The organism is Catenibacterium sp. GCM10023432, from assembly GCF_042651925.1.
Lineage (GTDB): Bacteria > Bacillota_I > Bacilli_A > Erysipelotrichales > Coprobacillaceae > Catenibacterium > Catenibacterium mitsuoka.
In genome coordinates this window covers 43,291-66,174 of the sequence record NZ_JBHSEB010000024.1, presented here as the reverse complement: position 1 = coordinate 66,174, position 22,884 = coordinate 43,291, and the positions used below count along the sequence as shown (strand labels likewise).

Genomic DNA, 22,884 nt, shown 5'->3' with positions numbered 1-22,884 from the left:
AAGGGAGAAAAACGCCCTTAAACAGGCACTTTTCTCCCTTTTTTACATACCCAACTGTCAAAAACAGGATTATATAGGATGAAAATCTAATGCTTTTATAAGCGTACTCATTGTGTTTTCCTTAAAAAACAAGGCATTTTGTATAATTCTTAAGTCATTTTTAAAAATTTCTTAATTCATTTTTATACGATAAATACAGCATATTTTGATACTTCTTAAAAATTTCTTAAGATTTTTCTTTATTTTTTAATATGAGGTGCTATAATAGAGCCTGTCGAAAGACAAAAGGAGAGAGAAAAATGGATAAGAAAACAAAAGAAATCATGAGTTTCGTATCTCATAGAGTAAGAACTCAGAAGACAATGTTCATTCCTGTGTTTGCTATTTCCGCTTTCGCAATCGTGGGTTATACAGCTGCTGATAGAACAGCACCTGTTGTACATTCAAAAACAATTGAAGTTCCTTATGGAACTGTCTTAAAAGCTAGTGATTTTGCAATCTCTGATAACAGAGATAATGCTGATACATTAAAAACAAAGATTCATGCTGATTCTTATGAAAAGAACCAGTTAGGAACATATGCTGTCAATGTAACAGTAAAGGATGCTTTCAATAATGAAACAACTAAGACTGTTAGTGTTAAGGTTGTAGATAATGAAGCACCCGTTCTTGAATCTAGAAATGATGATGGATTTGTCATCAACGTTGAAGCCAATGGCAGCAACGATTTAAAACAGTACATCAAAGCGACTGATAATGTTGATGGTGATGTAACAGACTTCGTTAATTTTGATAAGGAATTAGATACAACTCAGTTAGGTGAACAGGTGATCAATGCTTCTGTTGAAGATAACATGGGTAATGTTGCTACTAAGACATTTACTTTCAATGTTGGTGATACATCTGCTCCTGAAATGAACTTAAAGAATGGTAACTTCGTAGTAAACTACGGTGATAACTTTGATATCAACAACTATGTTGAAGCAAAGGATAACTATGATATGAATCCTGTTTTAACTGTTGAAGGTGAAATAGATACTAAGAAGTTAGATGGTACTCAGTCTCTTAAGGTAATTGCAACTGATGCAAGTGGTAATAAGACTGAAAATACTTATGATGTAACTGTAGCTGATATTGCTGCTCCTGCCATTACATTAAAGTCTAATGATGTTAATGTGAAGTATGGTTCATCATTTGATGCAAAGTCAAATCTTGTTTCTGCCATCGATAATCTTGATGGTGATGTAACAAGCAAAGTAAATGTAAGTGGTTCTGTCAATACTTCTAAATCTGGAAGTTATACAGTAAACTATACAGTCACTGATAACGCTGGCAATACAGCTAATGCAAGTGCTAAGGTGAATGTATCTGCAGCTCCTTCAAGAGGTGGATACAATGCTGGTGGTACAAGTGTTAAGGGTGGACACAGCGGTATTGTTGGAACTGGTTTATCTAAAGTAGGTTCTGCTTATGTATTTGGTGCTTCTGGACCAACAGCATTTGACTGTTCTGGATTCACTTCATGGGTATATAGACAGAATGGTAAATCATTACCAAGAACTGCTTCTGCTCAGTATAGTTCTACTACAAGAGTATCTAAGGCTGGCTTAAGTGCTGGGGACTTAGTATTCTTCGCAGGAACTTATAAGTCAGGTATCTCACATGTAGGTATCTATATCGGTAATGGACAATTTGTTCATGCTGCTAACTCAAGTACTGGTGTTACAGTATCTTCATTAAATAGCGGTTATTATGCATCTCATTATGCAGGTGCTGGTAGATAAGAAGATCGAAAGATCTTCTTTTTTTGTAAGGAGATTGTATGAAAAAAGTATTAAAGGTGATTCTAGGAATCTTATTAAGTATTATAGTGGTGATTGGTTTACTCTATGGTGCTTTTATCTATATGATTGAGTATCATGTAGCAACTGTAGATAAGAAGTCTTATAACGGATATGAGGTTGTGATGCAGTCAGTAGGAGCGCCTCTATTCTTCAGCAGTGCAGATGGACGTCTGCTTCTTAAAAAGAATGATACGATAATCAATAAGACCGACTTTGTATTATCAGATGATGGTGGAAGTATTCGAGACGATGTATGGAGTGTTAGTTGGTATAAGGATCATGTAGGTGTTGTAATAAGAGGAACTGAGCAGGATGATACACTTTATAATCTTTATTATAATGGTAAGACAAATAGTTCTGTTGTGAATGGTCAGGATGCCATTACAACTAAAGGTGATATGGCTGGTAATGATGCCGATGAGATCAGAAAAGAATTGAAGATGGTGGCTGATTATCTTCATTATGATGATATAAAATATGGTATCAGCGCAAAGGGATGGATGTATGCTAATCTTTACAATAAAGATGGTGTCACACGTCATTTGAATTATTATGAAACACAGGAGCATGAATATGTCTATCAGGAAACAAAAAAAGGTACTACTATAGTATTAGGATTCTATAAAATAGAAAATGGCCAGGTTATTGATGAACATACAACCGCATGGCATTAAAAAAAGATTCCGCAAGGAATCTTTTTATAGTAGTTCTTTAAGTTTTTCAATAGATTCTTCTGTAGTCGCCCAGCTTGTCGCAAAACGTACTACTGTATGCGTATCATCATACTTTTCCCAGAAACCATAGCGTACATGCTTTTCTAGTTCTTCTAATTTCTTGTTGTCTACAATAAAGAACTGCTGGTTTGTAGGAGAATCAATATAGAATTCATAACCTTTTTCTTTAAAGATTGTTTTAAGCTTTTCAGCCATATCAATAGCATGTCTTGAAATCTTGAAATAGAGATCATCTGTAAAAAGAACATCAAATTGAACACCATTTAAACGTCCTTTTGCAAGCAATGCACCATGCTTCTTGATAAGGTTAACAAAGTGTGCTGGTGTATTATTCTTAGTAAAGACGACAGCTTCTCCACATAATGCCCCTACTTTAGTTCCACCAATATAGAATACATCAGTGAGTTCCGCAATATCTTCTAGTGTCACGTCTGTATCATAAGACATGAGCCCATAACCAAGTCTTGCACCATCTAAGAATAAAGGCAAATTATAAGCATGACATACATCTGAGATTTCTTTTAATTCTTCTTTTGTATAAAGTGTGCCATATTCTGTAGGATGAGAAATATAAACCATGCCTGGGAATACCATATGTTCATGGTTAGCATCGTTATAGAATGTATCTACTAATTCTTTTACATCTGATGCTTTGAGTTTACCTAAGTATTGTGGAACAGTCATTACCTTATGTCCTGTATATTCAATAGCCCCTGCTTCATGCCCAGCCACATGTCCTGTTACGGCAGCGACAACACCTTCATAAGGCTTCAACATTGTATCAATGACTAACTGGTTAGTCTGTGTACCACCTGTAATAAAGTAAATATCAGCATCTTCTTTACCACATGCTTTCGCAATCTTTTTTCTTGCAGATTCAGAATATATATCTACTCCATATCCTGACTGCTGATCCATATTTGTTTCAATAAATTTTTCTAGAATGGCAGGATGTGCCCCTTCTGTATAATCACTTTCAAATGATAACATCTTTATATCCTCCGTTTTTTGTATTCTACACTATTTTAGAAGTAAATACAAATAATGAAAATAATTCAAAAAATATGAAGTAATTCACCCTGATGAATGAGTATATATATGTGTAAGCCACTTATTTCTTGTTTAGAATACTTTTACATAGAAAGATAAAGGAAACTCATTCCTCGAATAGTCAATCCATACAATTTGGTAGGAATAGGAACAGAACTATACTATAATAACCAAAAAGGAGTGATAGGATATGGAAAACAGAACAGTAATTATTAATGGTGTATCTTATACTTGTTTAACTGATGAAGAATACGAAGATTTGCAGACAGTCGCTGCTTATGAGGAAAGAAAAAAGAGTAAAGATTTTAAAACCATTAGCTTTGATGAATTCTTAAAAGACAGAGAAGAAAAGTATGGGGTTAAATTTTGATGTTGAAATCGAACCATACATTATAGAAATTATAGACAACATTGATTATTATAACTATATTAGATTCAGAAACTTCTCTATAGGAATCTTTCTAACCAAAGAATTACGAAAAGTCAAAGGAATAGTTGAGGCCGATCCACATATTGGCAAGAAAGTTCAAACAAACAATATATAAGTATGTTATGCCAACTACCAAAGCAGTCTTATATTATGAAATCATAGAAAATAGTGAAGACATCGTTTTCTATGAATACAAACCTTTCAAACAGAATAAAGACATGTAAAAAGATACCACGTGGGTATCTTTTATTCTGGTCTATGTACTTTATTTGATAATTCTTCTGTAACTTCTTTTGCAGGTAATGTTTGATCAATATGTCCAATAGATAATAACGCTTCTAAACGTAGATTCTTTGAAAAATGAAAGATATTTCTAATATAGTCCTCAGTTGAATCTTCTGTAGATGATACTCTATTTCTTCCCTGAATCCAGCAGCTGCCAAGGCCTAGTGATGAGGCCATATAATGCATCGTTAATATGACATTGCTGCAGTCTTCTATCCAGACATCTGTTTTATCTTCATCACCTAATACAATAATACAGGCACCTGCTCCCGCTAACATCTGACTGCCTGCTTTTCTACATTGAGATAATTGTGTTAATAGCTCAGGATCAGTCACTACAATCAATTCTTCTGGTTTGATATTACGCCCACTTGGCGCGAGTAAGCCTGCTTCTACAATCTTATCCAATAATTCTTTTTCTACTGGTTCACCCGTATATTGTCTATAGCTTCTTCTTTGTTTCAAAAAGTCTAAAAAATCCATATAATCACCCTTTCTTTTCTCCCATTATAACATATTGACATGTGTTGTGGTTTTTCTATAATGAGGGTAAAGGGGGAAACTATAAGTAACTGAATATATCGACCATTGTGTTTAAATATGCTCATAAAGGGAGCTTTAAAATGAATACATTAAATATCACAAATTTTAAACCAACGGATTTTATTGACTTTTAGGCGTATCTGTTAAGATATTATAACGTTGAGATAGAGAAGAAACTTTAAAAGCAAGCCGAACCCAAACTAATAGGCATTATTATACTTATAATCAGCATTTACTAAATCAAGTTGCATTTTTAAGATAGTTTTGTAATTCGAAAGAACTATTGTAGACCAGTGTATTGGAGATTATGGAAACCATGTAAACATTTATTAGATGAAGTAATGGAAAAAATCAAAACTATAATTTGAATACCCACAGACCACAGCTTAGTGAAAATTAAATTTTATAATTGTCGATTAATAGGCGTTCATGAAGCTGAACTGAATACATGAATTTTCCATCTGTTCTATAATTAGATTAGAAATCAGATGGAGGACTCATGCAGGATATTGTTTCAATACTCCACGTGTTCTCATGCAGGTTGAAGTTTTAAAAAAGATAGAAAGGGATGAGGAAATTGCTGAAGAGCTTCAAGACGGAAATAAATCCAACAGAGGAGCAGAAAGTCAGGATTCGTAAAACAATAGGTACCTGCAGATTTATCTATAACTTCTATCTTGCTCATAATAAGGAGCTTCATGAAAATGGGGAAAAGTTTATGAGCAGCAGCCAGTTTAGAGTATGGCTCAACAATGAGTTTCTTCCGAATCATCCAGAGTATTCGTGGATCAAGGAGGCTTATTCAAAATCGGTAACACAAGCAGTAAATAACGGACAGACCGCATTTGAAAGATTCTTTAATCACAAGAGCGCCTTTCCAAAATTCAAGAAGAAAGGCAGATCAGATGTGAAGATGTATTTTGTAAGGTATAATCCTAAAGATTGCCTCTGTGAAAGACACAGAATCAAGATTCCTTCACTTGGCTGGGTACGCATCAAAGAGAAAGGATATATTCCAACTACAAAAGATGGATACGTAATTAAGAGCGGTCATGTCTCAATAAAAGCTGACAGATACCATGTTTCAGTTCTTATAGAAATCCCAGATAGAAGGACAGCCAATAATTCCAGTAAAGGAATTGGCATTGACCTTGGATTAAAGGACTTTGCGATTGTTTCTAATGGAAAAACTTATAAGAACATCAATAAATCTGCAAAATTAAAGAAGCTTGAAAAAAAGCTTATTCGAGAACAGAGAAGTCTTTCTCGAAAGTATGAAAATATAAAGAAAGGAGAGTCCACTCAAAAGAGAAATATACAGAAACAAAGGCTTAAGATACAGAAGCTTCATCAGAGAATAGACAATATTCGTACTAATTACATCAATAAGATAATCGCAGAGATAGTGAAAACAAAGCCATCTCATATAACGATTGAAGATCTAAACGTATCAGGAATGATGAAGAACAAGCATCTTTCAAAGACAGTTGCTTCGCAGAAGTTTTATGAATTTAAAACAAAGCTTCTAGCTAAATGCAGGGAGAACGGAATTGAACTTTGAGTTGTAGATAGATGGTTCCCGTCATCTAAGACATGTCATTGTTGCAAAAATATCAAGAAAGATTTAAAGCTTTCAGATAGACTTTTCAAATGTGACTGTGGCTATATCGAAGACAGAGATTTCAATGCTGCACTAAATCTGAGAGATGCTACGACTTACGAAGTTGCATAGATAAACGCAAACGTAAGTATGTACCGAAGGCTACTTTGGGAATTTACGACTATGGAGTGTACAAGAACTTGTGAGTAGATATGATTTTTGTCAATCCAAAGCATACACGATGACATAGTAAGTAATGTTCGTGAGAACTTACATTATCTCGATGTGAGTATATTTAATCACATTTTGAGTGGTAGCGTGATAGTTATGCGTATGTTGCGTACAATTATATTAGATATTCTTATTTTCATTCTTGTGAATGTATTATGTTTCTCAATGCTTTGTCCAAGTATTATTAATAGTGCTATACAGAATGATGAAATTACCCAGGAAATGACAAACAAAGTAATGACTGTCATTAATCAATATACATATCGATTACCGCAGATTACAATCAATAAAATACAGGCTGATATTAGTCAATCTGAATCTATGGCCACTTTAACAACCAAATATAGTCAAGCTATTATTAAGCAGATGGCAACAGGTGAAGAAAATAAAGAAGATATGACACCTTATATCAATAACCTGGCACAGGAATGTTTTGAGATTGTAGAAAAGGATACAGATATCACAGTACCTAGTATATTAAAGACATCACTGACTCAATTGATTTCTTCTGGTTTAGTATCTCAGGGTATTGATCAATATGTAGACGAGTTTATTAGTAAACAGTCTCCCAAGAGATTAAAGATGATACAGATCTTCTATCAGTTAACACTTGATTCTAATCGTATGATTATGGCCGGTATACTTGTTGTATTATGCTTGATTCAGTTAATTATAGATAAACTATATGGATTAACTGCATTAGGTGTAACAGGTGTATTATCCGGACTAAGTGTGAGCTTTATTATGCCACTTGCGATTAGTGAAGGGGCTGGTTCTTATTTGAATCGTACAGTGATTTTTGATCCATCTATCTTAAGAACACCGGGATTGATGATATGTGGTATATCTGTTGTAGTAGTAATAATCGCACAATTAATCATGAGAAAAACAGCTAGAAATTAATCTAGCTGCTTTTTTATTGGAATAAATATTCCTTTAAATCATATTGTAAGACACGATAGAGGAACTTACCTCCTGTTGTTTGATATGTACGTAAGAGTGTACCATCTAAGTTATAAACACTCCAGCTCATCTGTATTCCACTATCTGCGATTAATTGTCCATGAAGTTCCTGTGAGCTAGAAACATAAGGTGAATAAGCAACTGGTATAGAACTTACTAGAGAGACAGTGTGCGCATTTTCATCTACCAAATATTTATAGTGATAAGATGTACCACTCTTCATAGTAAAGAATGCATTGGTGTAGTTTGTATCATTCTGCCATTTGTAGTCACTTCTAGTACTACTATAACAGTAATTATTGTTGAACATATATAGGTAGTATTGCCCTTTAGGTAATGAATTGTTTTCTTCATAAGTGACATAATGTTGTCCTGCCTGCATAGAAAAGTCACTTGTTTTTGTGAGTAATTGAGATTCATAACCTGTAGAGTCCCAGAATTGATCTGAACCAATCATATAGTCTATAGATGGATTTGTATAGATGGTATTGAGTTTAATGATTGTAGATGTTTCTCTAGAACTGATAATAAGAGAGTTATTACCTACTAAAGCTAAAGAGTAGCAGGTCTATCCTGTTGTGACCTTTTCTTCCTCTGGTTTCTTTTCTGACCATATACTTGCTTAGATCCACTCCCTTAATGGCCTCGAGGAAAGAAAGAAGTTCATCAGTTGGCGTAATTTCATAGCCAAGACCTAGTGGCAAACACATCTGAATTGAGTTATAATATGTTATGTAGTTAGGTTCATTATTTAAACATTCATTCATAACCTAATTATATCAAAAAATGCGGCACTTCTCATTTATTTGAGATGTGTCGCATTTTTCTATTTTAGAAAACTGTCATTTATTTCGAGACAGCCTCCTAAAGTTTAATCCAAATGTCATGAAACTGTTTAGAAATATCTCTACCGCCATACATAACATGAACAATATTCACAACACCATTCGCTTCATTCACCAAGTAAAACACTAGATGGCAAAACTCTTAATCCCATACTGTTCCAAGGTTCTTCTTCATATAATTTATATCTCATTGGCATAAATTCCAAAGAACGTATCTCTTCCATAATATGGTTTATTTGTCTACTTGCAGCTTCCGGTTGACACAAATGATATGCTATGTATTGATAAATCTCTCTTATATCATGTCTTGCTACTATAGAGTAATCTATACGAAAAGTCATAGATTAAAGTCTCTTTTCATTTCTGCTTCAACTTCATCAGCTGAATAGACTCTTCCCGCTTTTATGTCAGCGATACCTTTTTCAATTTCTGCATCAAATTGTTCTTTAGTAAGAGACTGGTATTGTAGAGGCTCAGTTCTAGGTAATTTCATTTCAAAGGGAATACCCTTTTGCAATACAATCTGTTTTAAAAACATTCCTACTGCATTCGACATCGGAATACCAAGTTGTTGTAAAATATCTTCAGCCTGTTCCTTAAGTTCAGGTTCAACACGTGCAAACACATTTGCGGTTCTTGCCATAATGATTACCTCCTTTTCTATAGTTTAGCACTTTTGCATGCTATTAGCAATCTTTTCGCATACTAATAGCATATTTTTAAGTATAAAAAAAGACCTGCATTATGCAAGTCTTGTATCTATTCTCATACTGCTGTTAATAACTGAGGCTTTTTCGAAGAGGAGAAGCTTCTTTTTCTTTTCTACGCCAGAAGCATAGCCTTTTAAGTTACCCTTAGAACCTACGACACGATGTGAAGGGATGATTAACGCAATATGATTATGACCAATAGCACCACCAACTGCCTGTGCTGACATTTCTTTCTTATTGCCATATTTCGCAATAGCTTTCGCAATATCACCATAAGTGATTGTTTCACCATAAGGGATATGCTGGATAATAGTCCAGATCATTCTCTGGAATGGTGTTCCCTGCATCTTAATAGGTGGAAAGAAGTTAGGAACGATTCCATCAAAGTATAGATTTAACCAGGCAATTGTCTGATCAAAGACGGGTAAATCCTGTTCTACTGGTTCCTTTAAGATATCCGCATAGTATTTATCATCTTCAAACCATAAACCAATAAGCGATTCACCATCACTTGCCATAGTAATATTTCCAATAGGAGACTGGTATTTCTTAATATATTCCATTATTTTTACCTCCAAAAATAAACAAAAAAAGCATCAGCGTACGCAAAAAAGAATTTCTTTTTCTACGTATAGCTAATGCTTTGTGAATGACATGCTATAAAATATTCCTTTGTTGGTTGTATTGTAACACAATTATTTCACAAGGTCAATCTTAGACTTCATCTTCCTGCCTGATTTCGTCTAAATAAATCCTGTCATCTTCTACTATAAAGCGCCAGTATTCAATAAAGATTTCTTTATTATCCTGAGTGACTTCATTGCCTTTGATCATTCTATCTCTCATCTTACCTTCTATATAAGACCAGAAGTAATCATCACCTACTTCTACAACCATTGTTTTAAGAAGTCTTATATCAGAAAGTTCATTACGTATACCTTCATACTCCCACCAGTTGAGTTTTGTTTGCCATTGGTCATATAAAGTCGGAGAAAGGCATTGTTTAAGAGTATCCATATCTCTATCATTCCATGCATTCTGAATAGTGTAATAGTAATCAGCGACTACTTTGTTCATCTTCTTTTCATCAAAGAAAGAATTATTTGAATACCCACAAACCACAGGTTAGTGAAAATTAAATTTCATAAGCACCGATTAAACGGCGTTCATGAAGCTGAACCGGACACACGAAATTTCCATCTGTTCTATAATTAGATTAGAAATCGGATGGAGGTATAATCATATGTCAAACAAAGTATTAAAACCTAAGAAAGCTTCTCTTTATCAGTTCACTCAGAAATATTCCAACAATATTGATAACTGCATTGAATTCTTCAAATCCATGAAATGGCCTGAAGGCTTTTCATGTGACCGTTGTGGCTGTCATAAGTATTACCTAGTCAAGCGTGTAGGAAAGACCAAGACTTCATATGTTCTTGAATGCAGCTCATGTCATAAGCAGCATTCATTGCTTTCAGGCACTATTTTTCAGAGCTGCAAGCTTGATCTATACAAGCTCCTTTTAGGTATTTTCCTTTTCTTTAATGAAAATAAAGGAATCAGTGCAATAGAGTTATGTTCAATACTAGACGTTAACTACAAGACTGCACTTCTTCTAGAAAGCAAGTGTAGAATTCTTATGTCACTAAGTAATTCAGATAAGCTGCTTAACAGCCTTTTCTACGAGGCTGATGTCTTTAACATTGGTGCAAGATCAAAGAATAAAGCAGGTCGTGCAAGTGAGCAGCAACCTATTCTTGGTATTTTATCTACAGATAAAGAAAATAACTATCCCAGGTTCATCAAATTGAGACTTATCACAGATTATACGGGTCTGTCACTTAAGAAAAACATAGAAAAGTGCTGTGTATTATCACATGATGCATTATTTAATACTGATGGTGAGAAAGGCTTTAATACACTAAATGAAGAAATACAGGTAAAGAATGAGAAGATTAGCTATGAAGAAAGGGATCATAGACTACTCTGGTTAAACATAATAATCGGTAATATTAAGAATAATATTACTGGGATATATCACGGAATAACTAAAAGAGAGATGCCTTTATTCCTGAATGAACAGGAGTATAGATTTAACCATAGAAAGATTGGAAAGACTATCATGGATAAAATCAAGAAATACCTACAAAGATCATTTCCTATCAGTCATAGACAGATAGTCTATATCCTGAATATTTCTGCTTCACACTTCTCTTAAATCGTTACCTGTAGATTATGGGTATTCAAAAAGAATTATTGTTTTCTTCTAATTCTTTTTTCATATCCTTATGCATGGAGATAGCTTTATATCTACGACGATATTTTTTCATATATGAAAAACCATATGATATAAAAGAAAAAGTTATTAAACTAACAACACGATCTTGAGGAGAAGTTGTACGTCTTACAGGAGGAGATCCATGACTTGAAGAACCGCTGCTTCCTCCTCCACCACCTCCACTTGATCCTCCTCCACCTGCTCTTGCGTAAACAGGGGAAATAGAAAAACATAATATACATACAATAAATAAACATCTCATTAATTTCTTCATAACTTCCTCCTAAGAGATTAGAAATATTACTAATATCATGAATACCATGATACATACCAAAAAGCCTAAGATACATAGTAATAAGCCTAGCCACCAAATTAGTGTTCTTTCTTTTCTAGTGATAATAGAAAAAATAAGTCCTACAAAAGAAAATAAGGGGCCAAGCAGAATGATATCTGTATAAGAATAAGGAGCATGGTTGACACTATAGAAATAGATTAAAAAATGCTGAGATGGACAATAAACCACCAATAAGTGGTATAGAGTTCATTTTTTCCATGGATAAAGTATATCATAAAAAAAGAATGATAAGAAATATATCTTATCACTCTTTAATAAGTCTTATTCGTACTTAGCGACGATCTTATCGTATTCACCGTTCTTCTTTAGGTTAGCTAAACCTTTGTTGAACTTCTTTAATAATTCTTGGTTTTCACCTTTTAATACTGCGAAGCCATAATATGCTGGACTTTCTTTACCACAAGGAATATCGAAGTTCAACTGACCTGTTTTAACCATATATTTTAATACTGGATAGTCTTCAAAACATGCAGCTGCTTCACCAGATTTTACTTTTTCAAACATGAATGTTGATTCTTCTACAACTTCTAGTTTGAATCCATATTTATCTTTAATAGACTGAGCATATTTTAATCCTGCAGTAGATGTTTTAGCAACTACAGTTTTACCTTTTAAATCAGCGTAACCTTTAATACCTGAATTTTTTGCAACACCCATTGAAACACCTGTTTCATAATACTGGTCTGAGAAATCATATTTTTGTTTTCTTTCATCATTGATTGACATACCTGCAATAACACCATCAGCTTCACCTGATTCTAGTGCTGTACATGCAGCATCAAAACCTAATGAGTTAATCTTAATCTTGAATTTCTGATCCTTGGCAATAGCTCTGATTAAGTCCATATCGACACCAACTAATTTACCAGAATCATCTTCCATTTCGAATGGAGGATATGTTTTATCAGTCGCAATAACATAAGTCTTTTCTTCGTTCTTGCTACTAGAATTTCCTCCACAACCTACTAATGAAACTGCCATTAAACCTGCTAATACAATAGCACCGAACTTCTTCATTTTCATAATCGTTTCCTCCCTTATATATCTACACTTATGTGTTGATACCTTATAATACTTTGTTTAAGAAATCTATTGTTCTTTGCTGCTGTGGATGATTGATGACATCATATGGATTACCCTGTTCTACAATATATCCACCATCCATGAATATAACTTTAGTTCCTACCTCTCTCGCAAAGCCCATTTCATGAGTAACAACAACCATTGTCATACCCTGACTTGCAAGATCTTTCATAACAGCTAATACTTCTCCAACCATTTCTGGATCAAGAGCACTTGTTGGTTCATCAAAAAGCATAATATCAGGCTTCATTGCGAGGGCTCTCGCAATGGCAACTCTTTGTTTCTGTCCACCAGATAACTGAGCCGGATAACTGTCAGCCTTATCTTTTAGACCAACTCTATCTAATAGCTGATAAGCTGTTGTTTCTGCTTCTTCTTTTGTCATCTTCTTGAGTTCTACAGGTGCAAGCATAATATTTTCTTTGACTGTCATATGTGGGAAAAGATTGAAATGTTGGAATACCATTCCGATGTTTTCTCTTTTCTTATTGATATCAAGTTTAGGATCTGTGATATCTTCACCATCAATAATAACACTGCCACTTGTAATATCTTCTAAACGGTTTAAACATCTTAAGAATGTTGATTTACCTGATCCTGAAGGACCAATCAAGCAGATAACTTCACCTTCATTAATCTCTAAAGAAATATCTTTTAAAACCTCTAAAGAACCAAAGTTCTTCTTTAGATTTTTGACAGAGACTTTTTTATTTGCCATAAGATAACCTCTTTTCTACAACTTTTGATACCTGTGCAAGTACTGTACAGATAAATAAATAATAACAAGCCATAAAACAATAAATGACCATCATATGAGATGACTGCGTTGCGGCAATTGTTTTACCAACGTTAGTCAATTCTGCTAGACCAATAACAGATAATAATGAAGTATCCTTAATAGAAATAATGAACTGGTTGATGATTGAAGGTAACATCGTTCTTAAAGCCTGTGGTAAGACAATCTTTTTCATTGTTTTACCATAAGTCAAACCAAGTGATCTAGCTGCTTCAATCTGTCCTTTATCTACTGCTTCAATACCACCTCTGACGATTTCTGCCATATAAGCACCGGCATTAAGTGATAGGGCAACAGTACCAGCAGTAAAAGTACCACCGATATTTAACCAGCTAAATCCTGTTGGTCTTAACATCTGTCCCAAGCCAAAATATATAATCAATATTTGTACAAGCATTGGTGTACCACGAATGATATAAATATAAAGGTTGGCGATTGCCTTTAATATCTTCATGATCACTGACTTACTTTTTGAAGTATTGACTAATCCAACAATGATTCCAATAATAGTCGCAGCCACTAATGATATAATCGATAATTCAGCTGTAATCACTATAGCTTGATTGAATCGACTGGCAAAAAAACCTAAATTTTCAAAAAATCCTTTCACATGAATCCCCCTTTTCTTTTATGTTTATAAATTACACCAATTCTGAATATATGTCAAAGAAATTTTATCACTATGAAAATATATTATTAAAATTGTATTAAAAAAGAAACAAAGTTGGACTTTGTTTCCTAGTTAGGCATCAAAATGATGCTTTTTGAAATGTTTATAGTAAATAATAAAGAGTAGTGAGGTCGTAAACCAAGTGACTGGATAAGAGACAACAACACCTTTAATAGTTGGATAGTGTGGTGAAATGAATGTGAGCCAGGCAATACGTAGTACACATATACCTAGGCATACTAATATCATTGGTTTAATTGAGTCTCCACATCCTCTCATTGTCCCTGAGAATATTTCAACACAGCAATATAAGAAATAGAATGGCATTAAGAACAGCATCAAGCTATAACATTCTTCAATAATATGGGGATCTGACGAGAATAATCTTGTGATATAACTGCCTGTTAAGCAGAGTATTGTACTGATTGAAATAGTCATAACAAAAGCCATAGCAAGGGCTGTTCTTGTCCCCTTTTTAATACGGTCATGGAGATGGGCTCCATAGTTTTGGCCTGCGAATGTGGTGATAGCTGCACCAATAGCCGCAATCATCATCCAGAACAATGCATCTATTTTTACATAAACTGACCATGAAGCGATTGTTTGTGTACCAAAAGCATTGATATGACTCTGTAAGACAATGTTTGAGATACTATACATTGTAGATTGGATTCCAGCAGGAGCACCAATCATAATAATCTTCTTTAGTACAGGTAAATGAAATTTCATTTTTGATAATGTAAGCTTGTAGACTTCATTTGTACGCATTAATTGAATAGTGACAAGTATAGCACAGACAGATTGTGCAATGACTGTCGCAATGGCTGCACCAGCGATACCTTGATGGAAGATGACTACAAAGATAAAGTCAAATACGACATTCACAATACTACATACAATTAAGTAATAGAGTGGTCTTTTACTGTCACCTACTGCTCTCAAGATTCCTGCACCGATGTTGTAGATTGCACCTGGAATCATACATAAGAAGTAAAGCTGCATATAGAGAGTGGCATCATTCAATATATCATGTGGTGTACCAATAGCATCTAGACATTGATATGAAAAAAATAAGCCAAAAAGCATCATGAGTATGCCACTGACCATTGCAAGGATATAAGAAGTATGCACTGCCTGATGGATTTTCTTATTATTTTGTGCACCATAGTATTGGGCGATGACTACGGAAGCACCTGTAGATAAGCCTACATAGAAATTAACAATTAAATTCGTTAAGTTTCCTGTTGAACCGACTGCAGCAAGTGCGCTTGTGCCTACTGCTTGTCCAACAATGATTGTATCAACAGTGTTATATAACTGTTGGAAGAAACTTCCTATAAGAATAGGAAAAAAGAAAAAAAGCAACTGTTTCCAGATGACTCCCTTAGTGAAATCTTGTGTCTGATTCATGTTATTTCCTCCTAAAAGATTAATACATGATATCATAGAAAGAGTATAAAAGATATCTTGTTGTTTACTCTTTTAATCAAAGAAAATTCACTTAAAATAGAAAGAGAGGTGAAGCCCATGATACTAGATATATCACAGGAAAATAAATATACAGAGACTGAAAAAGAAGTGATTGATTATTTAATGAATCACTTGGATTTATTAGAAGAGTTATCTATTAATGATTTAGCGAAAAAGACTTATACTTCTAATGCGACTATTATTAGATTATGCCGTAAGACAGGATATAGTGGATATAAGGCTTTAAAAGTAGATTTAATTAAAGAAAGAGAAGCGAATAAATATATTGTAGAGAGTGTGGATTATACGACACCTTTTCAGTTTAATGAAACGACAGAAGAGATTATGAAGAATATGTTTTCTTTGTATCAGGAGAGTATTAAGCAGGTGTATTCAAGTCTAGATATAGATGTACTCAAGTCTATGGCACATGAGATTATCCATAAGAAACGTATCTTTTTGTTTAGTTATGGGGATACACAGACGACAGTGATTAATTTTACGAATAAGCTTGTAAAGGTGAATATATTCCCTACTCTTGCGACACAATTCGGAGAAGAGAGACATATTTCTAAACGTATGAACAAGGATGATTATGCACTTATTATCAGTTATAGAGGACAAGAAAGACTCCTAGAGTGTGTTCAGACATTGAGCAGGAATCATGTGAGAATTGGGCTTATTACTGCGAATAAGAAGAATTCATTAATGGCTTATTGTGATGATTTGATTATGATTCCTGATTGTGAGAAAGAGAATAGAATTAGTACATTCTATTCACAATTAGCTTTTCAGTATGTGTTAAGTAATCTTTATGCGATTATTTATCATCAGGTGAATGATTGAACTTTTAGTCCAATCAATTCTATCAAAAAACAAAAATAAGAGAACATTTGTTTCTATACATATGAAAACTGTTTCATTGTAAGATGATTTGTGATAGAAATGAATCAGGTGATGAATATGAATAAAGAAGATGTATTAAAGTTAGAGGAAGAACTAAGTTTTGATCATTTTGATGCAGAAGATGCGTATTGTATTGGGAATGAAATAGTAAAGAAAACAAGTAAACCAGTACGTATTAGAATTGTATTAGATGGAGATATTGTGTTCCAGTATTTGATGCCTGGCAAAAAGGGCGTAGAATGGTTAGATAGAAAGCAGAATACAGTGGAACGATATCAACATAGCACTTATTATGTATTTCTAGATCAAGAAGAAAGACATGTATATGATGAGAATGATTCTACTATTGCGATATGTGGTGGAGGTTTTCCACTTATTATAAAGGGTGAGTTACGTGGGTGTGTGATTGTATCAGGACTTGCCCATGATGAGGATCATCAATTGATTATCAATACATTGGGAGAGTATAAAAAATGATAGCTTTTGCAAGTGATTTAGATGGAACTTTAGTATTTGATAAAAAAGTTAAAGATATGGATAAGGAAGCCATTGGTATGTTTCAAAAGAAGAATATGTTTGGTGTATGTACAGGAAGACCTATATGTAGTTTATTTGATGTAGAGGATATTCCTTTTGATTTCTATATTGTTTCTTCTGGTGCTTTATTATTAGATAGAAATAAGGAAATGATAGAAGAACATATTATAGATAAGAATCTAGCCAAAGATATATTCAACTATTATATGAATAAAGCAACTATCATTGTACAGACAAATGATTTGCATCATTTCTATGCAACTGGTTATTATAATAATCCTTTATTAACTCTTATTAATAGTTTTGAAGATATTGGAGACTTAAAGGTTTATAGTATTTCTTTAGTCTTTGATACAAATAAGGAAGCAGCTTCTTATGTATCAGATGTTAATGAGAGATATCCTCTATTATCTGGATATCAGAATAATAATTCTATTGATATTGTAGTAAAAGGTGTTTCTAAAGGAACAGGTGTAAAGGCAATGAAAAAATATCTCAATGCGAATGAGATGCTTGGTATTGGTGATTCCTATAATGATTTACCTTTGTTTAAGGCAAGTGATTATAGTTTTACTTTCCATAGTTCTCCTGATAGTTTAAAGGAAGAAATCAATGATGTGGTAAGTAGTGTGAGTGAAGCAATTAATAAAGTATTGCAGGCAGAGAGTTGATCTCTGTCTTTTTTTTGTGCACAAAGTAAGATAGTTAATATGTGATACATAGTCATTACGCAAAAAAATATTTGAACACCTATAAATGTACTTTATGAGAGTCTTGCTCAATACATGATTTGAGTAAAAGTTGTATGATATAGTAAAGGAGGATAGAAAGATGTCTACTACAACAAACTACTTAATCAATCTTTATAGAAGTTTAATCATTAAGCGTGATGAACTGAAGAAACAAGTTGAAGAGAATCAAAAAGATAATTATCAAATGTATGCTGATTCATATAAAGAATATTATAGTTTGATGGTTGAGTGTATCTTCCTTAAGAAAAGAATTGCCTATTGTCAGCGATGTAAGAATCATCATATCAAGATATATAAGGAAGAGTTAGAAGGCTATATGGATGCTGTGAAAGAAGATTATATGCATGAGTTAGAGGAACTAAGAACTCATAAGAAAATAGTGAAACAGCATCTAAGTGATGAAGATATGAAGCAGGCAAAGAAGATATTCAAAAGAATCATTAAAAGAATTAATCCGCAACATTCATTATGGGAGCGGGCAGTTGAATCATATAGATATAATAATTTAAATGATTTAATAGATATAGAAATGTTGGTGGATTATGAAAAACAATCCATTAGAAAAAAATTAGATATGACCTATCTCACAACACAAATAGAAAGAATCAAAAAAGAAATAGAGTCTATTGAAAATAGAAATCCTAAAATAACAAAAGAGTATCTAGAAAAGAAAATCATGATATACAGATTGTATAAATATAACTTAGATAAACAATATTCCTGTTATGAAAAAGTTATGCATGCATGTTAGGAGGAAGCATTTATGGATAATATGAAAGATGTGATTTTAGAAGCAGTAGAAATGAATGGGATAGAGAATGTGGTTATGCCTTTAATGAATGAAATCTTTTTGTCTTTTACTGATATTGCAGGAACACGTTATGTAGATAACCAGGATGTATTTAAGAAACTAGAGAAGAATGACCCTCTTCTATTAGAAAGAGAAGCAGATAATAAATATGATAGTAATGCGATTAAGGTGCTTACAATAGATGGTGAAAAGCTTGGGTATATTCCTAAGAGGGATAATAGTATTTTTACTCGACTAATGGATGCAGGTAAGATACTTCACGCAAGAGTATACTCATGTTATGAGGCTGATTATTGTCATTGGCATGTTTCTATTAAAATCTGTATGATGGATTTCTAGTTATTCACAGAATAAAGAATATAATAAGTGATACATAGTCATTACATGATAATATCATGAATATAGTGATCGATTCCTTCTCTATGAGAAAAGTCATATTGTCTATCTAATGTATGGAAATAGTTTCTTATATTTTCCTCTATAATAGGTTCATGAGAAGGAACAGTTCCTTCATAGCCTTTTCTAGCTGATATCCAAGGATCCTGTGTATGAGTGATTGTTTCTAATACTTTAGTGCTATAGAGACCATATGTATGAATAACTAAATCAATCACATGACATTCTTCTTCACTTAATGTATTCTCTAATTCTTCAAAGAGTACAAATCGATCATCATCAATAGGATTAAAACTGAACTGCTTGAATAAATGATAAACATCAGGATAGACAGGGCCATGAACCCATGCCTGTGAATGTTCTATAAACATAGGATGATCATATAAGGCATAAGAGGTTCCCTGAATTAAATAAAGAAGTTTTTGCAGCATCAATGGTGTAACTTCATTTAATCCTTTAAATAAATATGCGATAACCTGTCTCATCTTATCTGATAATACAAATAATTCTTGTAGATTACTCACTGCTTCTTGTGATTTCTTATAAGAAGCTGGAGTAATCTTATTTTTATTTTCCTGTAATTTCTTATCAAAATAATCAGGAGAAAGTAAAGCTTTTTTCATGATATTGGAATACTCAAGAGAAGGCACCTGCCCATCTAGAAATCTTTTAATAGTCACTTCACCAAAACCAAGAACTAATGCGAGTGGTCCTTTCCCAATATCATATATCTTTAATAATCTGTTAATATTTTCGATAGTAATTAGATTTTCCTTTTCTCTATATTGTGAATCTATTTCTTTAACATTTAAATCTAGTAAACCAGGTAGAGATATTTCTTCACCACATTCATTACATACTGCAACAGTAATCAAGAAAGTATATTCCTTATCTTTAATAACTTTTCTGATTTCCTGTTTCTTCAATGTATAAGTTGTTTCTTTTCTGCAATTTGTACAATAAGTGTGCTTCATGTTCTTATCTCCTTTATGATATGATTTTTATTATTTCGTATCATTATTATACTATGAGTATAATAGAAAATCATCAAAAAAGATACTAAGAGTAACTAACAACTGTTATCTTAGATATAGTAGGATGATAACATTAAAAAAATAGTGGCTTATTATTCTGAAGCAAATTTATCATGTTTTCCTCCATTTCCCCGCGCCTTCGTTGCGCGGACACAAATATATAACCAAACTCAAATCCACCAAAACTCTAGTGTGCCTCTCGATATAATAGTATAATCAAAGAGAGGTGGTATACTACAGAGCACGTAGGGGTGAGTAGGCAATTTTACTCAAATAGAATATCCTGAATGTTTATAAGTCGCCGCTATCTTTTCAAGCACAAATAAGTTGGACTTAGAGCCAGGACACTTATGATTGTACAATCAACTGAGTGATTAGCTTAGATAGCAGTCAATGCCACTTCTCTTCTTTCAATGAAAGGAGAGATTTTTTTTATGAAGATTGTTAGACCAATCTGCTGTGGCATGGATGTTCACAAGAATATCATTGTGGCTACAATCGGTATTACTAATAAGAAAACTCGTATTACCGAATACATCCAAGAAACGTTTTCAACTTTAAACCCTGATTTACTGAATCTTAAGCAGTGGCTCATTAATCACAAATGCTTTGATGCATGCATGGAATCTACTGGTAAATATTGGATTCCAATTTTCAACATCTTGGAAGATGAAATCAATATTTACTTAACTCATCCAAAATATGTCAAAGCAATTAAAGGGAAGAAGACTGACAAGAAAGATTCAAAATGGATCTGTGATTTATTTAAACATGATCTAATCAAATTTTCTTTTATACCGCCCAAAGAAATAAGAGCTTTACGAGAAATATCTCGCTATCGCTATAGATTGGTTGGAATGCGTTCCTCTGAACGTAATCGATATCAAAACTGTATGACAGTTTCCAATATCGGTATTGGTTCTGTATTTTCAGATCCGTTTGGAAAGTCTGCACAAGCAATCATGAAAGAAGTACTTGAGTCAGATATCATTGAAGATGAGAAAATTTTGAAATGCATCCATGGATCGTGTAAAAATAAAGATAAGATTCTAGATTCCATTAAACACTGCAATATCGAAACTGATCAAAGGTTTAAAATGAATGAATCAATGACTCATATGGAAGAATTACAAGTCCATATTAATAACTGTGAAATCGAAATGATGAAACGTGCAGCACCAATGTTCGATCAATTCATGCACATCACCCAACTACCAGGTATCAGCACTTTATCTGCAATCCTTATTATTTCAGAAATCGGAGTAGATATGAAACAATTCGAATCAGATAAACAACTAACCTGTTGGGCTGGATTAGCACCTGCAAACAACGAAAGTGCTAATAAGAAAAAATCAGTTCGTATTTCTAAAGCAGGTCAATATTTAAAACCTTTATTAGTTCAGTGCGCTCTTGGAGCAATCAAAGATAAGGAGGGCTATTTTGGAATTAAGTATTCTCGTATCAAAAAGAGACGAGGCCACAAGAAAGCCATTATCGCAATTGCAAGAATGATGCTTGTCAGTATATACCATATGATTCTTACTGGAGAGACATTTAATCCTTCAGATTATGAATCATTTAGAAATCCTAAGCCACCTATAAAGCAACAAGTTTTAACAGAAGAATCAGCAATTGAGTTTCTTAAGAAATCAGGCTTTGACGTTTCCAAATTAACTAAACCATAATATTCAATTATTCTATTTTTTCTAAATTATTCAAACTTGTTTTTAAGTTTGTCTTTTTTTATACGTTTTGATTGATTTTTGTTTCACACTTCTTTCTCTAATGATTTCAATTACTATATCTTAATCATTCGTACCTGTAAACCACTCAATCTCGTTATCCGCAGTCTTTAAAATGTCGCATTGTTCAATACCATACCAGATCTGTCTCGCTGCAAGATCTTCACTTTCACATAAAGGTGGTTTTAGATTAGGGTCAAAAGAAATGATCTTATTCTTCTTTTTGTCATAATCAATCATCGCATAAGTAGAGAATCTGACTAGTTCATCCATCATAGATAAAGAACCAAAGTGGAAGGTACGGCAGTTATCAATTAATTCATAATTCACTACGTCTTCCCTAAGCATCATATCTGCGCCTGGCTTTCTATAAATAGAGAAGCTGCGGTCTCCTGTTTCATCATTATCTACAAAAGCAAGTGTTGTTTTTGCATCTGAATCCATTACAAGACCTATAGAATCAATCTTTTGTTCTGAGATTGTATTCTTTAATAGTTTTCCAAACTCATCATTTCCTACTTTTCCAATAAATGCGGTTTTATAACCTAATTTTCCAAGCATAGCAAGTACATTACAAGGTGCGCCTCCTGGATTGGCTTCATAAATACGGTTATTCTGTTCACTTAAACCATTTCTAGTGAAGTCTATTAAGAGTTCACCTGTTGCTGTTACATCATACATAGAATACCTCCATTGTTTATTCACTTATATATATTGCAATCCATATGCCAAGTTTAAGGTATAAATATAAATCTCATAGTTTATGTACTATGAGATCAACTAAAATAAAAAAAGTGACGCAACGCAGGCGCTGCATCA

The 22,884-nt window shown here is 33.3% G+C and carries 26 protein-coding genes and 1 pseudogene; 13 read left to right on the top strand and 14 right to left on the bottom strand.

Features of this window, described 5'->3' with window-relative positions; genetic code table 11:
* Window positions 1-299 precede the first annotated feature (299 nt).
* Together ACFOZZ_RS04050 and ACFOZZ_RS04045 are read left to right on the top strand one after the other, a co-directional pair.
* Window positions 300-1,784 (top strand): C40 family peptidase, encoded by a 1,485-nt coding sequence (locus ACFOZZ_RS04050; protein WP_376814772.1) that lies wholly within the window; start codon window positions 300-302, stop codon window positions 1,782-1,784.
* 38 nt (window positions 1,785-1,822) lie between these two features.
* Window positions 1,823-2,518 carry a hypothetical protein gene (locus ACFOZZ_RS04045; protein WP_376814771.1) on the top strand — a complete coding sequence of 232 codons (696 nt, stop codon included), beginning with the start codon at window positions 1,823-1,825 and terminating at the stop codon, window positions 2,516-2,518.
* 24 nt (window positions 2,519-2,542) lie between these two features.
* On the opposite strand, the gene ACFOZZ_RS04040 is transcribed toward ACFOZZ_RS04045, so the two are convergent.
* On the bottom strand, window positions 2,543-3,568 hold the full coding sequence (locus ACFOZZ_RS04040) for a threonine aldolase family protein (RefSeq protein WP_376814770.1): 1,026 nt from the start codon (window positions 3,566-3,568) through the stop codon (window positions 2,543-2,545).
* A gap of 250 nt (window positions 3,569-3,818) precedes the next feature.
* Here ACFOZZ_RS04040 and ACFOZZ_RS04035 point away from each other — a divergent pair, with 250 nt between their 5' ends.
* Window positions 3,819-3,998, top strand: coding sequence for a hypothetical protein (locus ACFOZZ_RS04035; RefSeq protein WP_006504963.1), 180 nt, complete (start codon window positions 3,819-3,821; stop codon window positions 3,996-3,998).
* A 306-nt stretch (window positions 3,999-4,304) separates the two neighbouring features.
* On the opposite strand, the gene ACFOZZ_RS04030 is transcribed toward ACFOZZ_RS04035, so the two are convergent.
* Window positions 4,305-4,826 carry a nitroreductase family protein gene (locus ACFOZZ_RS04030; RefSeq protein WP_376814769.1) on the bottom strand — a complete coding sequence of 174 codons (522 nt, stop codon included), beginning with the start codon at window positions 4,824-4,826 and terminating at the stop codon, window positions 4,305-4,307.
* Between the two features lie 628 nt (window positions 4,827-5,454).
* Here ACFOZZ_RS04030 and ACFOZZ_RS04025 point away from each other — a divergent pair.
* The 3 genes and pseudogenes from ACFOZZ_RS04025 to ACFOZZ_RS04015 all read left to right on the top strand — a co-directional run bounded on the left by ACFOZZ_RS04025 (window position 5,455) and on the right by ACFOZZ_RS04015 (window position 7,620).
* Window positions 5,455-6,447: an RNA-guided endonuclease InsQ/TnpB family protein gene (locus ACFOZZ_RS04025; protein ID WP_376814768.1), complete on the top strand. Its 993-nt coding sequence runs from the start codon at window positions 5,455-5,457 to the stop codon at window positions 6,445-6,447.
* Between the two features lie 15 nt (window positions 6,448-6,462).
* Window positions 6,463-6,618 (top strand): annotated as a pseudogene (locus tag ACFOZZ_RS04020) (zinc ribbon domain-containing protein); the annotation flags it as partial.
* 195 nt (window positions 6,619-6,813) lie between these two features.
* On the top strand, window positions 6,814-7,620 hold the full coding sequence (locus ACFOZZ_RS04015; RefSeq protein ID WP_376814767.1) for a hypothetical protein: 807 nt from the start codon (window positions 6,814-6,816) through the stop codon (window positions 7,618-7,620).
* A 13-nt stretch (window positions 7,621-7,633) separates the two neighbouring features.
* Here ACFOZZ_RS04015 and ACFOZZ_RS04010 read toward each other — a convergent pair whose 3' ends face one another.
* The 5 genes from ACFOZZ_RS04010 to ACFOZZ_RS03990 form a co-directional block, all read right to left on the bottom strand.
* A complete protein-coding gene (locus tag ACFOZZ_RS04010) occupies window positions 7,634-8,209 on the bottom strand; it encodes an aryl-sulfate sulfotransferase (RefSeq protein WP_376814773.1) in 576 nt (191 codons plus the stop codon).
* A gap of 423 nt (window positions 8,210-8,632) precedes the next feature.
* Complete coding sequence (locus ACFOZZ_RS04005) at window positions 8,633-8,866, bottom strand: type II toxin-antitoxin system RelE/ParE family toxin (RefSeq protein ID WP_279148497.1); 234 nt, start codon at window positions 8,864-8,866, stop codon at window positions 8,633-8,635.
* A complete protein-coding gene (locus ACFOZZ_RS04000; protein ID WP_006504970.1) occupies window positions 8,863-9,168 on the bottom strand; it encodes a type II toxin-antitoxin system RelB/DinJ family antitoxin in 306 nt (101 codons plus the stop codon). The genes ACFOZZ_RS04005 and ACFOZZ_RS04000 overlap by 4 nt, the downstream gene beginning before the upstream one ends.
* Before the next feature lie 99 nt (window positions 9,169-9,267).
* Window positions 9,268-9,798, bottom strand: a complete 531-nt coding sequence (locus ACFOZZ_RS03995; RefSeq protein WP_376814766.1) for a methylated-DNA--[protein]-cysteine S-methyltransferase — start codon at window positions 9,796-9,798, stop codon at window positions 9,268-9,270.
* A 151-nt stretch (window positions 9,799-9,949) separates the two neighbouring features.
* Window positions 9,950-10,357, bottom strand: a complete 408-nt coding sequence (locus ACFOZZ_RS03990; protein WP_376814765.1) for a TIM44-like domain-containing protein — start codon at window positions 10,355-10,357, stop codon at window positions 9,950-9,952.
* 121 nt (window positions 10,358-10,478) lie between these two features.
* On the opposite strand from ACFOZZ_RS03990, the gene ACFOZZ_RS03985 reads away from it, so the two are divergent.
* Window positions 10,479-11,453, top strand: a complete 975-nt coding sequence (locus tag ACFOZZ_RS03985; protein WP_376814764.1) for an IS1595 family transposase — start codon at window positions 10,479-10,481, stop codon at window positions 11,451-11,453.
* Window positions 11,454-11,478: 25 nt separating this feature from the next.
* On the opposite strand, the gene ACFOZZ_RS03980 is transcribed toward ACFOZZ_RS03985, so the two are convergent.
* From ACFOZZ_RS03980 to ACFOZZ_RS03960, 5 genes are all read right to left on the bottom strand, one after another.
* Window positions 11,479-11,787 (bottom strand): hypothetical protein, encoded by a 309-nt coding sequence (locus ACFOZZ_RS03980; protein WP_376814763.1) that lies wholly within the window; start codon window positions 11,785-11,787, stop codon window positions 11,479-11,481.
* A 342-nt stretch (window positions 11,788-12,129) separates the two neighbouring features.
* On the bottom strand, window positions 12,130-12,891 hold the full coding sequence (locus ACFOZZ_RS03975; RefSeq protein WP_376814762.1) for a transporter substrate-binding domain-containing protein: 762 nt from the start codon (window positions 12,889-12,891) through the stop codon (window positions 12,130-12,132).
* A 43-nt stretch (window positions 12,892-12,934) separates the two neighbouring features.
* Window positions 12,935-13,669, bottom strand: coding sequence for an amino acid ABC transporter ATP-binding protein (locus ACFOZZ_RS03970; RefSeq protein WP_055234611.1), 735 nt, complete (start codon window positions 13,667-13,669; stop codon window positions 12,935-12,937).
* On the bottom strand, window positions 13,659-14,357 hold the full coding sequence (locus ACFOZZ_RS03965) for an amino acid ABC transporter permease (RefSeq protein ID WP_279079207.1): 699 nt from the start codon (window positions 14,355-14,357) through the stop codon (window positions 13,659-13,661). The genes ACFOZZ_RS03970 and ACFOZZ_RS03965 overlap by 11 nt, the downstream gene beginning before the upstream one ends.
* 132 nt (window positions 14,358-14,489) lie before the next feature.
* On the bottom strand, window positions 14,490-15,827 hold the full coding sequence (locus ACFOZZ_RS03960) for an MATE family efflux transporter (protein WP_376814761.1): 1,338 nt from the start codon (window positions 15,825-15,827) through the stop codon (window positions 14,490-14,492).
* Window positions 15,828-15,944: 117 nt separating this feature from the next.
* Between ACFOZZ_RS03960 and ACFOZZ_RS03955 the strand changes: the two genes are divergently transcribed.
* The 5 genes from ACFOZZ_RS03955 to ACFOZZ_RS03935 all read left to right on the top strand — a co-directional run bounded on the left by ACFOZZ_RS03955 (window position 15,945) and on the right by ACFOZZ_RS03935 (window position 19,232).
* Complete coding sequence (locus ACFOZZ_RS03955; RefSeq protein ID WP_055234617.1) at window positions 15,945-16,733, top strand: MurR/RpiR family transcriptional regulator; 789 nt, start codon at window positions 15,945-15,947, stop codon at window positions 16,731-16,733.
* Between the two features lie 117 nt (window positions 16,734-16,850).
* Window positions 16,851-17,270, top strand: coding sequence for a heme-binding protein (locus ACFOZZ_RS03950; RefSeq protein ID WP_055234619.1), 420 nt, complete (start codon window positions 16,851-16,853; stop codon window positions 17,268-17,270).
* A complete protein-coding gene (locus ACFOZZ_RS03945; protein ID WP_376814760.1) occupies window positions 17,267-18,001 on the top strand; it encodes an HAD-IIB family hydrolase in 735 nt (244 codons plus the stop codon). Before ACFOZZ_RS03950 ends, ACFOZZ_RS03945 begins: the two co-directional genes overlap by 4 nt.
* 160 nt (window positions 18,002-18,161) lie before the next feature.
* Window positions 18,162-18,833, top strand: coding sequence for a hypothetical protein (locus ACFOZZ_RS03940; RefSeq protein ID WP_376814759.1), 672 nt, complete (start codon window positions 18,162-18,164; stop codon window positions 18,831-18,833).
* A 12-nt stretch (window positions 18,834-18,845) separates the two neighbouring features.
* Complete coding sequence (locus ACFOZZ_RS03935; protein WP_279068532.1) at window positions 18,846-19,232, top strand: HIRAN domain-containing protein; 387 nt, start codon at window positions 18,846-18,848, stop codon at window positions 19,230-19,232.
* Between the two features lie 41 nt (window positions 19,233-19,273).
* Here ACFOZZ_RS03935 and ACFOZZ_RS03930 read toward each other — a convergent pair whose 3' ends face one another.
* The gene (locus tag ACFOZZ_RS03930) at window positions 19,274-20,263 is read right to left on the bottom strand and encodes a type II toxin-antitoxin system antitoxin SocA domain-containing protein (RefSeq protein ID WP_376814758.1); all 990 of its coding nucleotides are present in this window, start codon (window positions 20,261-20,263) and stop codon (window positions 19,274-19,276) included.
* A 494-nt stretch (window positions 20,264-20,757) separates the two neighbouring features.
* On the opposite strand from ACFOZZ_RS03930, the gene ACFOZZ_RS03925 reads away from it, so the two are divergent.
* Complete coding sequence (locus ACFOZZ_RS03925; protein WP_376814757.1) at window positions 20,758-22,008, top strand: IS110 family transposase; 1,251 nt, start codon at window positions 20,758-20,760, stop codon at window positions 22,006-22,008.
* A 120-nt stretch (window positions 22,009-22,128) separates the two neighbouring features.
* Here ACFOZZ_RS03925 and ACFOZZ_RS03920 read toward each other — a convergent pair whose 3' ends face one another.
* Window positions 22,129-22,746: a carbohydrate kinase family protein gene (locus ACFOZZ_RS03920; RefSeq protein ID WP_376814756.1), complete on the bottom strand. Its 618-nt coding sequence runs from the start codon at window positions 22,744-22,746 to the stop codon at window positions 22,129-22,131.
* Between the last annotated feature and the right edge of the window lie 138 nt (window positions 22,747-22,884).